Annotated in this window: 15 protein-coding genes; 3 read left to right on the forward strand and 12 right to left on the reverse strand. The window is 72.2% G+C overall.

Features of this window, described 5'->3' with window-relative positions:
- Nucleotides 1-28 precede the first annotated feature (28 nt).
- From FB563_RS38260 to FB563_RS38285, 6 genes are all read right to left on the reverse strand, one after another.
- Nucleotides 29-1,237 carry a carbohydrate-binding protein gene (locus FB563_RS38260; RefSeq protein WP_142219214.1) on the reverse strand — a complete coding sequence of 403 codons (1,209 nt, stop codon included), beginning with the start codon at nucleotides 1,235-1,237 and terminating at the stop codon, nucleotides 29-31.
- A gap of 133 nt (nucleotides 1,238-1,370) precedes the next feature.
- Complete coding sequence (locus FB563_RS38265; RefSeq protein ID WP_055708154.1) at nucleotides 1,371-4,019, reverse strand: glycoside hydrolase family 31 protein; 2,649 nt, start codon at nucleotides 4,017-4,019, stop codon at nucleotides 1,371-1,373.
- Nucleotides 4,020-4,233: 214 nt separating this feature from the next.
- Nucleotides 4,234-4,650 (reverse strand): PaaI family thioesterase, encoded by a 417-nt coding sequence (locus tag FB563_RS38270; RefSeq protein ID WP_055708153.1) that lies wholly within the window; start codon nucleotides 4,648-4,650, stop codon nucleotides 4,234-4,236.
- Nucleotides 4,651-4,697: 47 nt separating this feature from the next.
- Nucleotides 4,698-4,913 carry a tautomerase family protein gene (locus tag FB563_RS38275; RefSeq protein ID WP_055708152.1) on the reverse strand — a complete coding sequence of 72 codons (216 nt, stop codon included), beginning with the start codon at nucleotides 4,911-4,913 and terminating at the stop codon, nucleotides 4,698-4,700.
- Nucleotides 4,914-4,939: 26 nt separating this feature from the next.
- On the reverse strand, nucleotides 4,940-5,848 hold the full coding sequence (locus tag FB563_RS38280; RefSeq protein ID WP_055708156.1) for an SDR family NAD(P)-dependent oxidoreductase: 909 nt from the start codon (nucleotides 5,846-5,848) through the stop codon (nucleotides 4,940-4,942).
- A gap of 37 nt (nucleotides 5,849-5,885) precedes the next feature.
- A complete protein-coding gene (locus FB563_RS38285; RefSeq protein ID WP_142219215.1) occupies nucleotides 5,886-6,758 on the reverse strand; it encodes an SDR family oxidoreductase in 873 nt (290 codons plus the stop codon).
- Nucleotides 6,759-6,898: 140 nt separating this feature from the next.
- Between FB563_RS38285 and FB563_RS38290 the strand changes: the two genes are divergently transcribed.
- From FB563_RS38290 to FB563_RS38300, 3 genes are all read left to right on the forward strand, one after another.
- Nucleotides 6,899-7,771 (forward strand): helix-turn-helix transcriptional regulator, encoded by an 873-nt coding sequence (locus FB563_RS38290; RefSeq protein WP_055710571.1) that lies wholly within the window; start codon nucleotides 6,899-6,901, stop codon nucleotides 7,769-7,771.
- A 286-nt stretch (nucleotides 7,772-8,057) separates the two neighbouring features.
- Nucleotides 8,058-9,182: a GNAT family N-acetyltransferase gene (locus tag FB563_RS38295; protein ID WP_234358106.1), complete on the forward strand. Its 1,125-nt coding sequence runs from the start codon at nucleotides 8,058-8,060 to the stop codon at nucleotides 9,180-9,182.
- Between the two features lie 106 nt (nucleotides 9,183-9,288).
- Nucleotides 9,289-11,925: a beta propeller repeat protein gene (locus tag FB563_RS38300; protein WP_055710570.1), complete on the forward strand. Its 2,637-nt coding sequence runs from the start codon at nucleotides 9,289-9,291 to the stop codon at nucleotides 11,923-11,925.
- A 125-nt stretch (nucleotides 11,926-12,050) separates the two neighbouring features.
- Here the strand turns inward: FB563_RS38300 and FB563_RS38305 are convergent, their stop codons facing one another.
- The 6 genes from FB563_RS38305 to FB563_RS38330 form a co-directional block, all read right to left on the reverse strand.
- Nucleotides 12,051-12,818, reverse strand: a complete 768-nt coding sequence (locus tag FB563_RS38305; protein WP_055709736.1) for an ABC transporter ATP-binding protein — start codon at nucleotides 12,816-12,818, stop codon at nucleotides 12,051-12,053.
- A gap of 3 nt (nucleotides 12,819-12,821) precedes the next feature.
- Complete coding sequence (mdlC, locus tag FB563_RS38310; RefSeq protein ID WP_055709737.1) at nucleotides 12,822-14,438, reverse strand: benzoylformate decarboxylase; 1,617 nt, start codon at nucleotides 14,436-14,438, stop codon at nucleotides 12,822-12,824.
- The gene (locus tag FB563_RS38315; protein WP_079049076.1) at nucleotides 14,435-15,283 is read right to left on the reverse strand and encodes an ABC transporter permease; all 849 of its coding nucleotides are present in this window, start codon (nucleotides 15,281-15,283) and stop codon (nucleotides 14,435-14,437) included. The genes mdlC and FB563_RS38315 overlap by 4 nt, the downstream gene beginning before the upstream one ends.
- A complete protein-coding gene (locus FB563_RS38320) occupies nucleotides 15,280-16,080 on the reverse strand; it encodes an ABC transporter permease (RefSeq protein WP_055709738.1) in 801 nt (266 codons plus the stop codon). Before FB563_RS38320 ends, FB563_RS38315 begins: the two co-directional genes overlap by 4 nt.
- On the reverse strand, nucleotides 16,077-17,027 hold the full coding sequence (locus tag FB563_RS38325) for an ABC transporter substrate-binding protein (protein ID WP_142219216.1): 951 nt from the start codon (nucleotides 17,025-17,027) through the stop codon (nucleotides 16,077-16,079). The genes FB563_RS38320 and FB563_RS38325 overlap by 4 nt, the downstream gene beginning before the upstream one ends.
- Before the next feature lie 162 nt (nucleotides 17,028-17,189).
- A complete protein-coding gene (locus FB563_RS38330; protein ID WP_055707993.1) occupies nucleotides 17,190-18,197 on the reverse strand; it encodes a Ppx/GppA family phosphatase in 1,008 nt (335 codons plus the stop codon).
- Between the last annotated feature and the right edge of the window lie 127 nt (nucleotides 18,198-18,324).

Below are 18,324 nucleotides of genomic sequence, written 5' to 3' on the forward strand. Positions count from 1 at the left end.
CAAACACGTCAAGTGGTCCGGCAGGGGTTCAGCAGGTGCCCTCGTCCTGCCACGGCCCCCATTCCGAGGCGCCCGGCACCTCGTTCTGGGTCCACCACTTGGCCTTCCAGTTGTGCTTGTTGTACGAGACCTCGTTCCCCTGTGTGTACACCGCCGTGGAACTCCACGCGGGCTTGCAGGAGGTCGGCGTCGGGGTGGGGGTCGGCGTCGGCGGGGTGGTGGGCGGCGTGACACCGGCGAACTTCACCGAGTACTTGGCGAAGTCCCAGTCGTTCTGTGCCACGCTGGAGCATGTCCCGGACGTGCGGCCGCCGTTGTCGGGCGGGCTGCACTGCCGGTCGCGGTTCAGGGACCAGAAGGTGAAGCGGTCCATGTTGTGGCTCGTCGCGTAGTCCAGCACCGTCTGGAAGTCGGCCTGGGTGAAGTACTCGCCCGTGTCGCTGCGGCCGTTCATGCCGGAGAAGCCCTCGTGCACGTACGCGGTCGCCTGGTCCCAGCCGAAGGTCGACTGCAGGATCGAGTTGAAGTTGGTCAGCGCGCTGGTCTGGCTCGCCCCGCCGTTGAAGCCGCCGTCGAACGGCATGATGGAGAAGTTGTTCGGGGTGAACCCCTGGGACTTGGCCTCCAGCAGCATCTGCTTGCCGAACCAGCCGGTGCCGTCCGCGGTGCCGGCCGTCGTCACCGAGACGTACAGGCCGGGGTTGTTCTGCTGGAGGATCCTGGCCGCGCCGATCTCGTTCTTGATGGCCGCGCTGTTCTCGTACTCCGGCTCCTCCAGGTCGAAGTCGATGGCGTGCAGCCCGTACTTGGTGATGACCTGCTGGTAGGCCGCCGCCGTGGACGCGGCGTCGGCGCAGGCCTGGCCGAGCTTCGTGCCGCCGTAGCCGCCGATGGAGACCGACACGTCACCGCCCTTGGCGCGGATCGTGCTGATCATCGACTGCACGGCCGTGTCCGAGGAGACGGCGGCGGTACCGCCCCAGGTCGGTGTGCAGCCGCCGCCGTTGGGCGCGAGGACGAAGGCCAGCTGGAACGCCTTCAGGCCGGTGGCGTCCATGATGGCGGCCGGGTCAGGCGGATCGTTGTCCAGCGGCATCAGATAGGGGGCGGCGGCGTACCAGCGGTTGCTCAGTGCGGTGGTCGCGCCCGAGGCGTTGCTCGCGACGAGCGCGGTCGTGCCGGCGGCGGCGAGCGTGACGGCCGCCGCCGCGCCCAGACATGCCCGAAGACGTCTCACTGCGTGCCTCCAGAGGGTGGGGTTTCCCGGGACCTGCCCGGGGTGGGGAGCCCCACCCTCCGGGAGCTGTTGCGACCACGTCAACAGCTTGGACTAGACCAATGCACTCTTTGGACTAGACCATACGATCCCTTTACCTCCCGTCGACCAGTCGCACCGTGAATCCCCGGTCCAGCGACAGCCTCGCGGTGGTGATGGTCGTGACATGGGTGCCGGAGTCGTACGACCAGGCGGAGGCGGGCAGTTGACGGCCGTCCAGGAGGACCCGTGCGGGTGCCGCCTCGCCGTGCACGGTGAACCGGTACGCGCGGGCGGCCGGCTTGCCGGCATAGTCGCCCCTGCTCGCGCCCACCGAGACGGTCGTCCCGTCGCCGTCGGCGTGCAGGGACACCCGCTGGGTGGCGGCGGCGCCCCTGGTGAAGTCGCGGGTCACCCCGTCGTCCTCGTACAGCGTGTAGTGACTGGTGCCATGGGCCGCCGGATACAGGTCCCAGTCCAGCTCGTGCCGGTCCCGGGTCTGCCAACTCGTCGTTCCCTTGGGCCACATCGGCACGATCGCGCCCTCGCGCACGAACAGCGGGAGCGTGTCGAGCGGGGCGTGGTAGCCGTTGACCGTGGTCGGGCCCTGGTAGGTGCGACCGGTCCAGTAGTCGGTCCAGGTGCCCTTCGGCAGATAGATGCCGTCCCGGGTGTCGGAGTCCTGGTAGACCGGGGCCACGAGGAAGTCGGGGCCGGACAGGAACTCGTACTTCGCCTGGTCCGAGAGGGTCCCCGGGTCGTCCGGATACTCCAGCCACAGCGGACGCACCGCGCCCACGCCAGTCTTCGCCGCCTCGGCGGAGAGCGTGTACATGTACGGCAGCAGCCGCTCCTTCAGCTGCAGGTACTTGCGGTTGACGGAGGTGTACGGCTCGCCGTCGAGCCAGGGCTGCTGGTCGGCGGGCTTGCCCGTGGTGATGTCGCTCGCCCAGCCGTCCATCGTCATGATGGCCGGCAGGAACGCCTTCCACTGCAGGTCACGGGCGTACATCTGGGCGTCGTGGCGGTAGATGCTGCCCACGTCACCGGTGTTGTACGCGATCCCGGACATCGTCGCCCCGGCATAGGTGGGGATCTGCCAGCGGATGTAGTCCCAGGACAGCTTCTGGTCGCCGCTCCACAGCACGCCGCAGCGCTGGGCGCCCGCCCAGGACACCGGCAGCCACACGAAACCGCGCGCGTCGCTGTTGTCCTCGATCCCCTTCTTCGCCGCGTCGCACGCGTCGAGCGCGAACTTGTACCCGTTGCCGACCCAGGCCACGTCCAGCTTGGCCACCCGCTGGCCCGCCCTGACCTGGTCGGCGAGCTTGTCGATGCCGTCCTGGGTCCACAGGCCGAGCTGGGCGTGGTGGTCCTGCAGGCCCTGGGCGGTCTGCTGAAGGTTCTCGTACCCGCAGCCGTAGCCGTCGTTGACGAGCATCCAGCCGAGCGGCATCTCGTGCTCGGTGTAGCCGTCGGCGATCTTCAGCGCGTCCAGGGTGTGCCGCTCGCCCCGGTTGGCGTTGTGCAGGTAGCAGTCCGAGTCGCCCGGTTCGAGGCCGTAGACCGGAGGCATGAAGGGCCTGCCCACCAACTGCGTGTACCTGCCGATGACCTGCTTGGCGTCACCCAGGAAGTAATAGGCGTCCAGGCGCCGTTCCTGCTGACCGGTGGTCACGGGTGAGCCGAAGGTGTACACGCCGGGTGCGAAGGTGTTGCGGAAGACGCCGTAGCCCGCGCTGGAGAGGTAGAACGGCTGCGAGTTGTTGTAGCCGCCCTCGTTCCAGTCGAAGCTGTTGGCCACGTACATCGTCCGCCCGCGGTGCGAGAAGCTGCCGTTCTGCTCGCCGCCGCCGAAGAACTGCTCGTCCGTGCCCCGCACCAGGCTCTGCCGCATTCCGCCGGTCGACCAGCGCAGCGGCTTGTCCTCCTGCCAGATCCGGGTGCGGTTGTCGGGCTTGTACAGCCCGAAGCGCAGCGGCTTCTTGTACACGCGCAGAACCGCCTGCGGGGAGCGGATGCCGTAGTAGTCGCCCGCGTCGAAGGACGAGGTGTGCCGCTGCGGGGCGGGCTCCTCGCGCACGATGGCCGTGCCCGCGGGATCGCTCAGCGAGCCGGACGGATCGGCCTGCAACCGGAGCTGACCTCCCGTCAGGAAGTCCGCCCGCGCGGTGAGCTGACCGGCCTTGACGGTGTAGCTGCCGTCGCCGCCGGAGAAGGACGTGAGGTCGCCCGCGTCCGTGGTGGCGGGCAGGTACGCGCTGCCGGTGAAGGAGGCGTCGTGCACGTCGTACGGCACGACCACCACGTGGTACGTCCCCGACGCCCGCGGGATCAGCGTGGCCTCCGGGTCGGCGGTGCCCGCGCTGGAGGCCACCTGTGTGCCGTGATCGTCGTAGACGTACAGGTCGAAGTCGTCGGAGGGCTTCTCCCACTTGATCGACAGCGGGACGCCGCCCTCGGGGTTGTCGTCCCAGTAGCCGTCCGGCACCGAGACGGTCAGGTCGAAGCGGTCGCAGACCTTGTCGTCCGGGTCGGCGGCCGGGGCGGGACAGCTCTCGGTGTCCCCGCCGGTGCCCTTGGCGTAGACCGGGCTCTGCCAGCCGACGCTGCTGTGGGCGGGGTCGAGTACGGCGCCGGAGACGGTGGCGGCCCGGGCGGGCGCCGGGGCGGCGAGCGCGGTTCCCGCAAGGGCCGTCGCCAGCGCTAGTGGTACCAGGGCCGGCCATGGCGCACGGTGGCGCAGTCTTCGCGGTCTTTGCACGGCGGAACAGCTCCCCTCGCAGTACTGCGGACTGACTGTTCTTGCATTCCCTGTGCTCACAAGAGCTCGAAAGACGCGTGAATCGAGCAACTTCAAGCAGGAAGCCTCGGGGTTGACGCAGGTTCATGTCAAGAGCGCGGGGGCCGGAACCCGGCCGGACACGCCGAAGGCCGGCCCCCTCGGCGGCGGGGACCGGCCTTCGGACGCGGGTCGTTCAGCCCGCGTTGGCCCGGAGCACGATCTGGGTCTGCGTGGTCTGGGCGACCAGCCGGTCCCGGTCGTCCCGCAGGTCCGTCTGCACCACGATGAGCGAGCCGCCGACGTGCAGCGGCCGGGCGGTGGCACGGACGTGCCCGGCGGTGACCGCCCGCAGGAAATTGGTCTTGGACTCCACCGTCGACGTACCGGTCGCCCCCTCGGGCAGATTGAGGTGGGCGCACACCGCCCCGACACTGTCCGCCAGCGCCATCAGGGCGCCACCGTGCAGGGCGCCGCCCGCCGTGCACGCCTGCGGGGACCAGGCCAGCGAGCCGACGGTGCGCTCGGCGGCGGCCTCCTTCAGCTCGACGCCCAGGCCGGCCGCGAAGGGCATCGCGGCCAGCAGCCCGGCGGGCTCGGAATGGGACGACATGGCGTACCGCCTTTCGTGAGAGCCACGGAGACCAGGCAGTGTGCCAGTCAGTCCCCGGACGACTCCTGGAGCATGGCGAGTTTCAGGACACCACCGCCGATGCCCCAGCCGCCGTCCGTCACCTCCTCCACCAGGACCATGGTGGCGGCACGGGCCCGCTCGCCGTAGATCTCGACGTACAACTCGGTCGTGCGGGTGACGATCAGCTCCTTCTGCTCCTCGTCCAGGCTTCCCGCGGGCACCTTGAAATTCGCGAACGGCATGATGGCTCTCCTTGATTGACGGGGTGTCAGAGTGAACTGCCGGGGGTGAGCAGATCGTCGAGCCCGGCGCGGTGGAAGAAGTCCGCCCGGACGCGGTCGGCGACCGCCGAGACGACCTCGCTGCCGTCGCGGGCGGGGTCCACGTGCGTGCGCAGCGGGCGGCGGCCGGCGGGCAGGCCCACCAGCCGTACGACGGCCCCGGCGATCTCGGCCGGGTCGGCGTCCGGCGGGATCAGCGCCGCGAGGCGTTGGTCCAGCCCGGACAGCAGGGTGCCGTAGCGCTCGTCGTAGGCCGCCGCGCGCCCGGTGTCGGCGGGGGTGCCGGCGTGCAGGAAGTGGTTCGTGCCGGAGGTGAAGGCGCCCGGGACGACGATCGCCGTGTCGATGCCGAACCGGACCAGCTCACCGGCGTAACTGACCGCCAGCGCGTCCATCGCCGCCTTCGCCGCGAAGTAAGGCCCCAGGAACGGCGGGCAGCCGCCTCGCGTGCTGGAGCTGCCGATCCACACCAGCAGCCCCTTGCCGCGCTCCCGCAGATGCGGCAGCGCGGCCCGGTTCACCCGCTGGGCGCCCAGCACGTTGACGTCGTACAGGCCCGCCAGCTGCTCGGGCGTGAAGGCCTCGGCGGGCCCGGTGGCCATGTGGCCCGCGTTGTGCACCACGACGTCCAGCCGGCCCTCGCCGGACAGCAGGTGGGCCACCGCCGCGTCGGCGGAGTCCTGGGAGGTGACGTCGAGTTCGACGGCGTGCAGGGACACGCCGTGCTCGGCCGCGTACCGGTCCAGCCCGGTCACGGCGGGCGTGTTGCGGCCGGCCGCCTGCCGGATCCCGGTGTAGACGGTGTGCCCGGCGTCGGCGAGGGCGCGCACGGTCAGCGCGCCGAAGCCGCTGGACGCGCCGGTGACCAGGATCGTCCGGGGGGTGTCCGCAGGCATGATCGACTCCATGGGGTGGGGATCGGGAGGGGGAGGGTCAGACGATGCCGCCGTTGGCGCGCACGACCTGGCCGTTGACCCAGTGGCCGGCCGGGGAGGCGAGGAACGCCACCACCTCGGCGATGTCGTCCGGCGTGCCGAGGCGCTCCAGGGGCGGCTGGGCGGCCAGGCGCGCGATGGTCTCCTCGTCCTTGCCGTCCAGGAAGAGTTCGGTGGCCGTGGGCCCGGGGGCCACGGTGTTCACGGTGACGTCCCGGCCGCGCAGCTCGCGGGCCAGCACCAGGGTGAGGGCCTCGACCGCGCCCTTGCTCGCGCTGTAGGCGCCGTACGCGGGGAAGGCCAGGCCCACCACGGACGTGGAGAAGGCGACGAACGAGCCGCCCCGGCGCAGGGTGCGGGCGGCCTGCCGGGCGACCACGAACGTGCCGCGGATGTTGGTGCGGTGCATCGCGTCCAGCTGTGTGAGGTCCAGCTCGGCGATCGGCGCCAGGTACATCCGGCCCGCCGCGTGGACCACCACGTCGACTCCGCCGAACTCCGCGGCCGCTGCCTGGAACAACTCGGCGACCTGCTGTTCGTCGGCGACGTCGGCGCGCACGGCGACCGCGCTGCCGCCGGCCGCGGTGACCTCCTTGACGGCGGCCTCGGCCAGGTCGCGGTTGCCGGCGTACCCGATCACCACGGCGTACCCCTCGGCGGCGAGCCGGCTCACCGTCGCCCGGCCGATGCCGCGTGAACCGCCGGTGACGACGGCGACGCGGGGCCGGGCGGCCGAATCCTGCGTGGCCGGTGCCTGCGTGGCCGGTTCCTGCGGGGCCGAGGCCGGGGTGGTCGATTCATGGGTGGCCGATTCCTGGACGGCCGATGCCTGGGTGGTCGATGCCTGGGTGGTCGTTTCCCGAGCGGACATGAGGGGTCTCCTGGCGGACGAGGCGGTGCGGGAGGTTCCACTTCAGCCTGGGCCGCCGTACCCGGGCCAACCACGGCTGCGCCCACCCTGGGGACGGCAACCCCTGGCTACGCCCGCCCGGAGGCGCGACCATGGACGGCGTGAACCATGCCGAGCTGGCCGCCTTCCTGAAATCCCGGCGCGACCGGGTCCGCCCCGCCGACGTCGGCCTGCCCACGGGCCCCCGCCGACGGGTCCCGGGCCTGCGCCGCGAGGAGGTGGCCCAGCTGGCCGGGCTGTCCGCCGACTACTACACCGAGCTGGAGCGGGGCCGCGGCGCACAGCCCTCCGCACAGGTCCTGGCCGCCCTCGCCCGCGCCCTGCGGCTCGGCGGCGACGAACGCGACCACCTCTTCCATCTCGCCGACCGCCCGCTGCCGGCCGGCACGCCCGGGCCCACCGCGCTCGTCCAGCCCGCCCTGCTCGGCCTGCTGGACCGGCTCACCACGACCCCGGCCCAGGTCATCACCGACCTGCACGAGCCGCTCGTGCAGAACCCCCTCGCCGTGGCGCTGCTCGGCGAGATGCCGGGCGGACACGGGATCCACCGGAGCTTCGTCCACCGCTGGTTCACCGACCCCGCCGCCCGCGGGATCTACCCGGCCGAGGACCATCCGCACCACTCGCGGGTCTTCACCGCCGACCTCCGGGCGGTCGCGGCCCGGCGCGCCAAGGACTCCGACGTCACCCGGCTGGTGGCCACACTGCTCCGGCGCAGCACGGAGTTCGCCGAGCTGTGGGAGGAGCGGGAGGTGGCCCTGCGCCGCACCGACCACAAGCGGATCGCGCACCCCTTGCTCGGCGTCATCGAGCTGGACTGCCACAGCCTCTTCAGTGAGGACGGCCGCCAGCGGCTGCTGTGGTTCAGCGCCCCGCCCGGTACCGAGGGAGCCGCCCAGTTGGAGCTGCTCCAGGTGATCGGCACCCAGGACCTGAGCGCCACGCCGGACGAGCCGGGGCGCCGGCCCCGCTGAGCCGGCCCCCGGAAGGCACCGGACTTGTCACGATGTCGGCAGACCCGTGGCGGATCATCCGTCGCCTGAGGCACCCTTGACAGTGTGCGCCCTGTTTCGCGACGTTTGAGCAGTCGCGCGCGGAGGGGATGCGGCGCACATCGGAACCAGTGGCAGGACGCGCCCGGCGCGTCATGGGGGGAGCGGTCGCCCATGCGATCCATGAGCCATGATCCACACGCCTCACCGGCCTGTGCCGCCTCGGGCACGCCGCTCGCGGCGCCTGCGGAAGGACGGTCGAACTGAGGTGGAGATCACCATCCACAGACCCGGCGAGCTGACACCCGAGCTGCGCCGGGCCTGGCACCGCGCGATGGACGAGTCGCCCGAGTACTCCAACCCCTTCCTCGCACCGGAGTTCGCGATCGGTGTCGGCCGCTACCGGCGCGGGGCCCGGGTGGCGGTCCTGCACCAGGACGGGGAGCCCGCCGGGTTCCTCCCGTACGAGCGGGGGCCGTTCGGCACCGGACGGGCCATCGGGCTCGGGCTGTCCGACTGCCAGGCCCTCGTGCACCGGCCCGGGGTCACCTGGAACGCGGAGGAACTGCTGCGGGCCTGCGGCCTCAGCATCTTCGAGTTCGACCATCTGGTCGAGGAGCAGCGACCGTTCGCACCCCACGTCACCGGCACCTTCGCCTCACCGGTGATCGATGTGAAGCCCGGCGACGGCGGCTACCCGGAGTGGCTGCGCGGCACCTACCCGGGCCTGGCCAAGACCACGCTGAAGAAGGAGCGCCGGCTCGGCCGGGACATCGGCGAGGTGCGGTTCGAGTTCGACGAGCGCGACCCCGAGATGCTGCGCACCCTCATGCGGTGGAAGTCCGCGCAGTACCGCAGGACCGGCCGCATGGACCGGTTCTCCCGGCCGTGGATCGTCGGCCTGGTCGACCACCTCTTCCGTGTCCGCGAGGAACACTTCACCGGAGTGCTGTCCGTGCTGTACGCGGGCGACCGCCCGGTCGCGGCCCACTTCGGCCCCCGGTCCAGCACCGTGCTGGCAGCCTGGTTCACCGCCTACGATCCCGAACTCCACTACTACTCCCCGGGGTTGATGATGCATCTGCGGACCGCCGAGGCGGCGGCCCGGCACGGGGTCACCCTCGTGGACCTGGGGCGTGGCGACAAGGAGTACAAGGACTGGCTCAAGACCCGTGAACTGCGGGTCGCCGAGGGCTTCGCGGCCCGCCCCCACCCGGTGGCGCTCGCCCAGCGGCTGTGGCGCAGACCCGTGCGCGGGCTGCGCAACACGGTAAACGCCCATCCGCGGCTGCGCGAGCCGGCCGACCGGCTGCTGAGAACGGTGGGCAGGATGCGCACCCAGGGTGTGGCGGCTCCCCCGGGCGCCCGGAGGAATCGCCTCCCGGAGCGGTAGCGACTGGCAGGTTCTCGTCAAAATTTGGCCAAGCGGCGGATGTTTTCGCGCCATCGTGATCGGGTCTCCTGCGTCGGCAGTGTCGATGCCCTCCGGGAGGTCCCTGGTGTCCGTACCAACCCGCAGAAGACGGTGGTTCACCGTCTGCGCACTCACCGCGTCCGCCGCGCTCGTCGCGATTTCCCCGTCCGTCGCCTCCGGGCGCTCGGTGAGCCCCTTCGGTGTCCGTGCCCTCGGCCAACTGGCCAAGGAGCGCGAGCAGTCGGTGGGTGCCATGTCGCCGCACGTGGCGGCGGACGACGACGGCAACGAGGCCGACGAGATCGCCGAGGGCGCGGACCAGTACGCCGAGGCCCGCACCTCGCCGGGTGTGGTCGCACCGGGCGCGTACGGCGCCGCCTGGCAGGACCTGAACAACCTCCGGAGCACGGGCGGCCGTTGGCGCACCACCACCGACCTGCCGTACAACTCCGACGACCCGCGCTACCGCGACATCGACTCCAACTCCAGCGGCGGCAGCGGGAACGTCACCGGCCGGATGGCGGCGGTCGCCGCCGACGACGACGGTTACGTCTACGCGGGCAGCGCCGGCGGCGGAGTGTGGCGCTCGCGCAGCGGAGGCGGCCACTGGCAGCCCATCAGCGACCGGCTGCCCGCCCAGTCCACCGGCGCCCTCGCCCTCGACGGCACCGGCCGGCTGTGGCTGGGCACGGGTGAGGCGACCACCAACGCCGACGCCTACCTCGGCAGCGGCGTCTACGTCCTCACCCACCCCCACCACGGCACCTTCTCCGCGCGCAGCCGGGTCGGCGGCGACGAGCTGGAGAGCACCACCATCCACGAGCTGCGCTTCGGCGGCGACACGGTGTGGGCGGCCACCGGCAAGGGCGTGTGGAGCCACTCCACGAAGACGCTCAGCGGCCCCTGGAAGCTGGAGTTCGCGCCCAACCCGGACTTCCTGCCCGGCGGTTCCAAGGCCGACGACCCGAGCGCGCCGTACAAGAACATCGCCAACGACATCGCCATCGACCCCAAGGACCCGTCCAAGGTGGTCCTCGCCGTCGGCTGGCGCAGCGGCGACGACTACAACGGCTTCTACACGAAGGTGAACGGCACCTGGACCCGCATCACCAGCGGTCTCGGTGACCTCCCGGCCGACGCCGACAACGTCGGCAACGTCACCTTCGCACGCGCCGCCGACGGCTCCCGCTACTACGCCATCGACCAGTCCCCGGAGCAGCTGAACACCAACCCGGACAGCGGCCTGGAGGGCATCTACGTCTCGAAGTCCGGCTCGCCCACCGGCCCCTGGACGAAGATCGCCGACTACAAGGGCCTGGCGGCCGACAACTCGGCACTGACCACGGCCGGTTACATGCCCGGCGTCCAGGCCTGGTACAACCAGTTCCTCGCCGTCGACCCGGGCGACCCGCAGCACGTGTACGCCGGCCTCGAGGAGGTCTACGAGTCCAAGGACGGCGGCTCCAACTGGTCCACGGTCGGCCCGTACTGGAACTTCCCCTTCTCCTGCTGGAGCATCGACCCGGCCAAGCAGACCGGTGACTGCAACCCGACCACCCACTCCGACCAGCACGGTGTCGCGATCGGCCGCTACCACGGCAAGAGCTTCGTGTACGTCGGCAACGACGGCGGCATCTACAAGCGCCCGGTGAACGGCTCCCAGGACGCCTCCGGACACGCCACCGACTGGACGTCCCTCAACGACGGGACCATCGACGCCCTCCAGTACTACTCCGTCGGCATCGGCCGGGACCTCGACCACGGCGGCCTGTCCGTCACCGGCGGCCTGCAGGACAACGGCCAGTCCGTCCTGCGCGGCGACGACAAGGTGATGGGCTCGAACTTCGGCGGCGACGGCGGCGACACCCTCACCGACCCGGCGAACGGCTGCAACATCGCCGAGGAGTACGTCTACCTCGCCGTCCAGGTCACCCAGAACTGCGCGGTGAACGACGGCAGCTGGGCCACCGACCCGGGCAAGGCCACCTCGTACTCCGTCGCCCCGCCCGACAACGCCACCAGCGAGGCCCGCTTCATCGCCCCGCTCGCCGCGGACCTGAAGGACGGCAACACCTGGGTCGCCGGCGGCCGGCACATCTGGGTGCAGACCCACGGCTACGCCATCCGCAGCGGCAAGGAGTGGACCAGCGTCCACGACTTCGGCGCCGGCCGGGTCGCGACCGCCGTCGCCGCCTCCGGCGGGAAGATCTACGCCGCCTGGTGCGGCCCCTGCAACAACCAGGGCTTCGCCCGCGGCATCGCCGTCGGCAACGCGGACGGCACCGGCTGGCACGACATCAGCCTGCCCGTCGACGGCACCGTGCCCAACCGCTACCTCAGCGGCTTCGCCGTCGACCCGAAGAACGCCGACCACGTCTTCCTCGCGGTCAACGGCTTCTCCCGGCACTGGACCGAGGGACCCGGCGCGGGCGTCGGCCACGTCTTCGAGTCCACCGACGGCGGGACGACCTGGAAGGACATCTCGGCCAACCTGCCCGACGTGCCCACCAACTCCGCGCTCGTGACGGCGGACGGCGGCCTCGCCGTCGCCACCGACCTCGGCGTCGTGTACCGCGCGCCGGGCCGCACCACCTGGCAGCGGATCGGCAGCCTGCCGGCCGTCGCCGTCCTCCAGCTCAAGGCGAGCCCCGACGGCGGCACCCTGTACGCCGCCACGCACGGCCGCGGGATCTACACCGTCAAGGTGTGCGACCTCCGCTGACCGGCATCCGAAGAGGAGCTGACCGGCATCCGAAGAGGAGCTGACCGGCATCCGAAGAGGAGCTGACCGGCATCCGAAGAGGAGGGGTGACTCCCGGCCCGGGGGTCACCCCTCCGCGCGTCTCCTCATCCCGCCCCTCCCGGCGGAGCGCCCCGCACGGCCTGCCCCACCTCCGTGCGCAGCTTCACGAACCCCGGCAGGCTCCGGGTGGTGAGCTGGTCCCGTTCGCGGGGCAGGTCGACCGGCAGGTCCAGGACGACGCGCGAGCCGGGGCCGGGGGAGAGGACGACGACGCGGTCACCGACGTACACACTCTCGTCGATGTCGTGGGTGACGAACACGATGGTCGTGTCGTTGGTGCGGTGGACCTGAAGCAGCAGGTCCTCCAGGTCCTCGCGGGTGCCCGCGTCCAGCGAGCCGAACGGCTCGTCCATGAGCAGCAGGGAGGGCCGGCAGACCAGGGCGCGGGCGATGGCGACTCGCTGCTGCATGCCGCCGGACAGCTCCCGGGGACGGCGCCGGGCGACCCCGTGCAGGCCGACCCGTTCGAGGATCGTCTCGGCCTCGGCCCGGCGGGCGGCGCGGGCCAGGCCCCGGCGGCGCAGTGGCAGGGCCACGTTGTCGCGGACGGTGAGCCAGGGCAGCAGCGAGCGGCCGTACTCCTGGAAGACGACGGCGAGCCGCTCCGGTACGCCCGTCACCGCCGTCCCGTCGATCGTGACCGTCCCCTCCTGTGCGGGCAGCAGCCCGGCGATGGTGCGCAGCAGCGTGGACTTGCCGCACCCGGAGGGGCCGACCACGCTGAGGAGCTGTCCGTCCGGCACGGTGAGGGTGATGCCGTCCAGGACGCGGGTGTCGCCGAAGTGCCGGCCGACGGAGTCGAGGCGCAGCATCCCTCACCCGGCCCAGGGCTCGTACAGGGTGCCCGTGCTGCCGGCGACCCGCAGGTGCAGCAGGAAGGGGCCGCGGTCGTCGCCCCGGCCCAGGGCGTGGTCCAGCGCGGCCGGCAGCTCCTCGGGGTGTTCGACGCGGGCCGCGGGGCAGCCGAAGGACTCGGCCAGGGCCGCGAAGTCGATGCCGGTGATGTCCGTGCCGGGGACGGGCGCGATGCCGATCCGGCGGCCCAGCGCGCGGACGGCCGCGTAACCGCCGTTGTCCAGCAGGACGTAGGTGACCGGAGCCGCGTGCCGGGCCGCGCTCCACAGGGCCTGCACCGAGTACAGCGCCGAGCCGTCGCCGACGACGCACACCACCCGGCGCCGGTCGGCGAGCGCCCGGCCCAGCGCGAGGGGCAGGCCCCAGCCGAGCGCCCCGCTGCCCGTGGTGAGGAATCCGCCGTCCGACTCGACGGGCACGCGCGCGTGCAGCGTGTCGCGGTGGCTGGGGGCCTCCTCGACGAGGACCCGGTCGCGCGGCAGCCGGGCGCGCAGCAGGTCGAAGAACAGCTCCGGGGTGATGTGTCCTCCGTGCCCCTCGACGGGGGCCGGGACGGGAGCCGGGCGGGGCGGCGGCGGGTCGCGGTCGCTGTCCTTCAGCAGCGCGGTGAGCCGTTCCAGGGCGGGCCGCAGCGTGGTGACGATGCTGGTGCCGGTGGGCAGCCAGGCGGCCTGGCCGGGGTCGCAGTCCAGGTGGAACAGCTCGGTGCCGGGCGCGAGCGGCGGGCCGCCGTCCGCCACGTGATAGGTGAACACCGGCGCGCCGAGCGCGACCACCACGTCGTACGGCGCGAGGCGCGCGGCCAGTTGACGGGCGATCGGCGGCAGGAACCCCTGGAACAGCGGATGCGACTCCGGGAAGCCGGAGCGGCCGGAGAGCGGGCTGATCCACACCCCGGCCCGGATCCGCTCGGCCAGCGCCAAGGCCCGGTCCAGCGCGTCCTCGTCGTCCACACCCGGCCCCACCACGAGCGCGGGGCGCGCGCAGGCCTCCAGCCGGGCGGCGAGCGCGTCGAGGGCGTCCGGGTCGGCCGTGAACGCGGAGTGCACCGTGCGGGGCATGACGGGCTCGGCAGGACGGTCCCAGTCGTCCTCCGGTACGGACACGAAGACCGGGCCGCGTGGATGCGTCATGGCGATCCGGTACGCCTCGGCGACCGCGGCCGGCACGTCCTCGGCCCGCTCCGGCTGGCGGGCGGACTTCACGTACGGGCGCGGAAAGAGGGCCGGTTCGTCGGCGCCGAGAAACGGCCGCAACTGGATCAGCGAGCGCGCCTGCTGCCCCGCGACGATCACCAACGGCACGCGGTCGCGGAAGGCGTTGAACACCGCGCCGAGCGCGTGCCCCACCCCGCCGGCCGAGTGCAGGCTGACGAACGCGGCCCGCCGGGTGCCGAGCGCGTGCCCGGCGGCCATGCCGACGGCGACGGACTCCTGCAGGCCCAGCACATAGGTGAAGTCCTCCGGCCAGTCACGGAACATCCGCAGTTCCGTGGAGCCCGGATTGCCGAAGACCGTGGTCATGCCGGTGTCGCGCAGAAACCGTACGACCGCCTCGCGGACCGTGGCCGTGGTCATGCCGTCCTCCCTGCGGACGATCGGGGGCCGACGAGCCGCTTCTCGACCGTCAGCAGACCGGTGTTGAGGAGATACCCGAGCGCACCGAGCAGCAACAGCGCCGACCACACCGTGAGCAGGTCGGAGCGCGTCTGGGCGTCGGTGAGCGTGAAGCCGATGCCGTTGTCACTGCCCGGCAGCAGCTCCGAGAACACCATCAGGATCAGGCACAGCGAGAGACTGAGCCGGAGTCCCGCGAAGATCCGGGGGAGCGCCGAGGGCAGGATCAGGAACCACAGCCGCTCGGGCGCCGTCAGCCGCAGCACGGCCGCCACCTCGAGCCGCAACGGGTCGGTGGCGCGGGCGCCCTCGGCCGAGTTGACCAGCACGGGCCACACGGCGCTGAACACGATCGACGCCACCTGCATGGGCGTACCGAAGTCGAAGACGACGACGAACACCGGCACCAGCGCGGGCGGCGGCACGGCCCGCGCGAACTGCAGCACGGGGTTGCACAGCGCGTACGCCCGCCGGGAGCGGCCCACCGCGATCCCGAGGGTGATCCCGGCGACGGCGGCGAGCGCGAACCCGGCCGCCATCCGGCCCAGGCTCGGCAGGATGGTGTCGACGGCGGCCGGGGTGAGGAACAGATGTCCCGCCGGTCCCGAGAACCACAGGTCATGGGCGCGCCGGGCGATCCGCAGCGGCGGCGGGAAGTACACGCTGCGCCGGGCACGGGCGGCCAGCTCCCAGCAGCCGACGGCCACCACGAGCACCGACCAGCGCAGCAGGAAGGGGACGGCGGCGGCCCGGGGCGGCGGCCCGGGTGCTGATCCGGGCCGCGCGCTGCCCTGCGTCCCCGTCATGGACGGCCCCGCTGCGACTTCCCCGCGTCCGACCGGGGTTCCTGCGCCCAGGCGAACAACCGGCGCTCCGCGCCGACCAGTACACCGTTGATCACCAGCCCGAGCACGCCCGCCCACACCACCCCGGCCAGCACGTCCCGTGTGCCGTCCGTCTCCGTCTGGGCCTGGGCGATGAAGATGCCGAGGCCCTGGCCGAAACCGGAGAGGATCTCCGTCGCGACGGCGAGGATCAGCGCGACCGCGGCCGAGATCCGCACGCCTGCGGCGATGAACGGTGCGGTGGCCGGCAACTCCACCCGCAGCAGCACCGCGAGCCGCCCGAACCCGAAGGCGCGCAGGGTGTCCTTGGCCAGCGGATCGGTCTCGCCGAGTCCGTAGACGGTGTTGAACAGCACCGGCCAGAGAGAGGCGTACGCGATCAGCGTCACCTCCGTCCGTGTGCCGGAGCCGAGCAGCAGCGACACCAGCGGGACGAGCGCGACGGACGGCAGGGGCCGCAGGAACTCGATCACCGCGCGTACGGCCGCCTCCACCACCGGCACCGCGCCCAGCAGCAGGCCGAGCGGGACGGCGATCGCACAGGCGAGCCCGAGACCCAGCGCCCAGGCGCGCAGGGTCACCCCGATCCCGTCGAGAAAGGCCCGGTCACCCGCCAACCGCACGGCGCGCGCGAGGACTTCGGAAGCGGGCGGCAGATAGCTGCGCCGTACGATCCCGGCGCGGGTGACCGCCTCGCAGATCCCGAAGGCTCCGGCCGCGCCGAGCAGGCCGAGCAGGAAGTCCTGACGTCGCGTCATTTCACCAGCAGAGGTGTCGGATCGACGTCCTGCTTCAGCAGCCCCTGCGTGCGCATGAGCGCGATGAGCCGGCGCAGGGCGGCCGGGTCCGCGGTCGCCGGATAGGCGGGCAGATGGATCGACTTGGCCTGCTCAGCGGTCACCTTGGCGTACTTGGGCAGTTCCGTGCGGACCGCTCCCGGGTCCTCGGCGGCGAGCTTCGAGGCCGCCTCGACGGCCCGCCGGAAACCGGCTGCGGCCTTCGGGTTCTGCTTCACGAAGCCGGCCGTGGTGATGTACCCGCTGGCGGGCAGCCCCTGCGCGGGCCCCGACCCGCCGTCCAGCAGCACCCGCGCGCCCAACTCGCCCTGGACGGCGGTGTCGAAGGGCTCGACCACGTGGGCGGCGTCCACCTGGCCCCGCTGCAGGGCCGGGCCCATCTGCGGGAACAGGATCTGCCGGTAGACGGGACGCCCGGCATGCCGGGCGTCGAGGATCGCGTTCAGGGTGAGGGACTGGATGTTGTTGAGGACGGCGACGGCGACCTTCTTGCCGGCCAGATCGGCGGGCGACCTCAGGGCGGAGTCCCTGGGCACCAGGACGTCCATCATGTGCGGGGCGATCCGGACGCCCTCGGCGACGATGCGCAGGTCCAGGGTGCCCTTCTCGTACGCCTGGAAGTAGGTGACGTAGTTCGCGCTGGCGATCACGTCCACCTGGCCCTTCAGCAGCGCGGGCAGCGCCTGGATGCTCTGCTGCACGGGCTGGATGCGTACGTCCAGGCCCTCCTTGGCGAACAGCCCGCGGTCCCGCGCCAGATACAGGGCGGCGGAGTCGGTGAGGGGCAGCGCCGCGACGGTCAACTGCTGCCGGCCGTCACCTGGATGCGCCTTCCCACCACTGTCGCAGCCCACGAGGAGCAGCGCCGCCGCGGCGACGAGCGCGGCGAGGCGTTTGACTGCCGTCATTCCCGGTCGTGATCGACGTAAAGGCATACGGGCATGCCTACCCTGCGTTTGTCATGATCGCTACATCCCGGGTGCGGCTTTCGAGCGGTTTGGAAAAAGACGAACCCGGCGCCCGGCTCCTCGCCGGCCCCCGGCCGGACTCCGGGGCCGGCCGAGGCCCGGTCAGGCCCGTGGGCCGGCGATCCGCAGGGGTGTCGCGGCGGGGGGTGCCGTGGTGCCGGTGGCGCCGGTGGCGTCCGTCCACCAGTCGGCGCCGTCCTCGATGTAGCGCAGCAGCACGCCCTCGCGGATCGCCCAGGGGCAGACCACGGCCCCGCGCAACCCCATGAGCTTCAGCGCCGTGTGCCCGACGACCGCTCCGGCCAGGCTCTGCTCGGCGCGTGGCGCGGAGATCCCGGGCAGCTGGACGCGTTCGGAGGCGGGCAGCGCCGCGAGAGTGCGGACCGCCTCGCGCAGATCCCGGCCGCGCATCTCCCGGTGCACGAACGGGCCGTGGCGCCCGGGCGCGGCCCCGCACAGCCGGCCCAGCTGCTGGAACGTGCGGGAGGTGACCGCGGCGGTGCGCGGCCCTTCCCAGCGGATCCGCGAGGCCACGTCCCGCAGCTCATGGCGGATCCGGCGGCGCAGTTCCTTCAGTTCCTCCGGCCCCGGAGGGTCCTGAACCGCGAGGTACTCCTGGGTGAGACGCCGCGCGCCGAGCGGCAGGGAAGCGGCGAAGTCGGGCAGCCGGCCCCGGCCGAAGGCCACCTCCAGGGAGCCGCCGCCGATGTCCAGCACCGCGAGCGGGCCGGCGTGCCAGCCGAGCCAGCGCCGGGCCGCCAGGAAGGTCAGTTCCGCCTCGGTCTCACCCGGCAGGATGCACAGGGGGACACCGGTCTCCGCCGCCACCCGGCGGATCACCTCCTGCCGGTTCGGGGCGCCGCGCACCACCGCGGTCGCGAAGGCCAGCGGGCCCGACGCATGCCATCCGCGGGCCGTGTCCCCCGCCGCGGCCACCGCCTTCACCAGCCGCTCCACCGCCTCGTCGGCGATGCTGCCGTCCGGACCGACGTGTTCGGACAGGCGCAGCTTCCACTTGACGGTGTGCACCGGCAGCGGAACGCCCCCCTCCGCATCCGCGATCACCAACCGAACCGTGTTCGACCCCGCATCCAGCACGCTCACCCGCATGGCCGGGGAGTACCCACTTTCCAGCCAGGAACCCGTCATTCAGGGGGGCGCCTGTGTGCACAGCACCGGCCGGCGGTCCCTTCAGGGGCGGCTCGCGCGGCGATCGGTGGCACACCGGGCGCGCGCC

The sequence above is a fragment of the Streptomyces puniciscabiei genome, assembly GCF_006715785.1.
Classification (GTDB): Bacteria; Actinomycetota; Actinomycetes; order Streptomycetales; family Streptomycetaceae; genus Streptomyces; species Streptomyces puniciscabiei.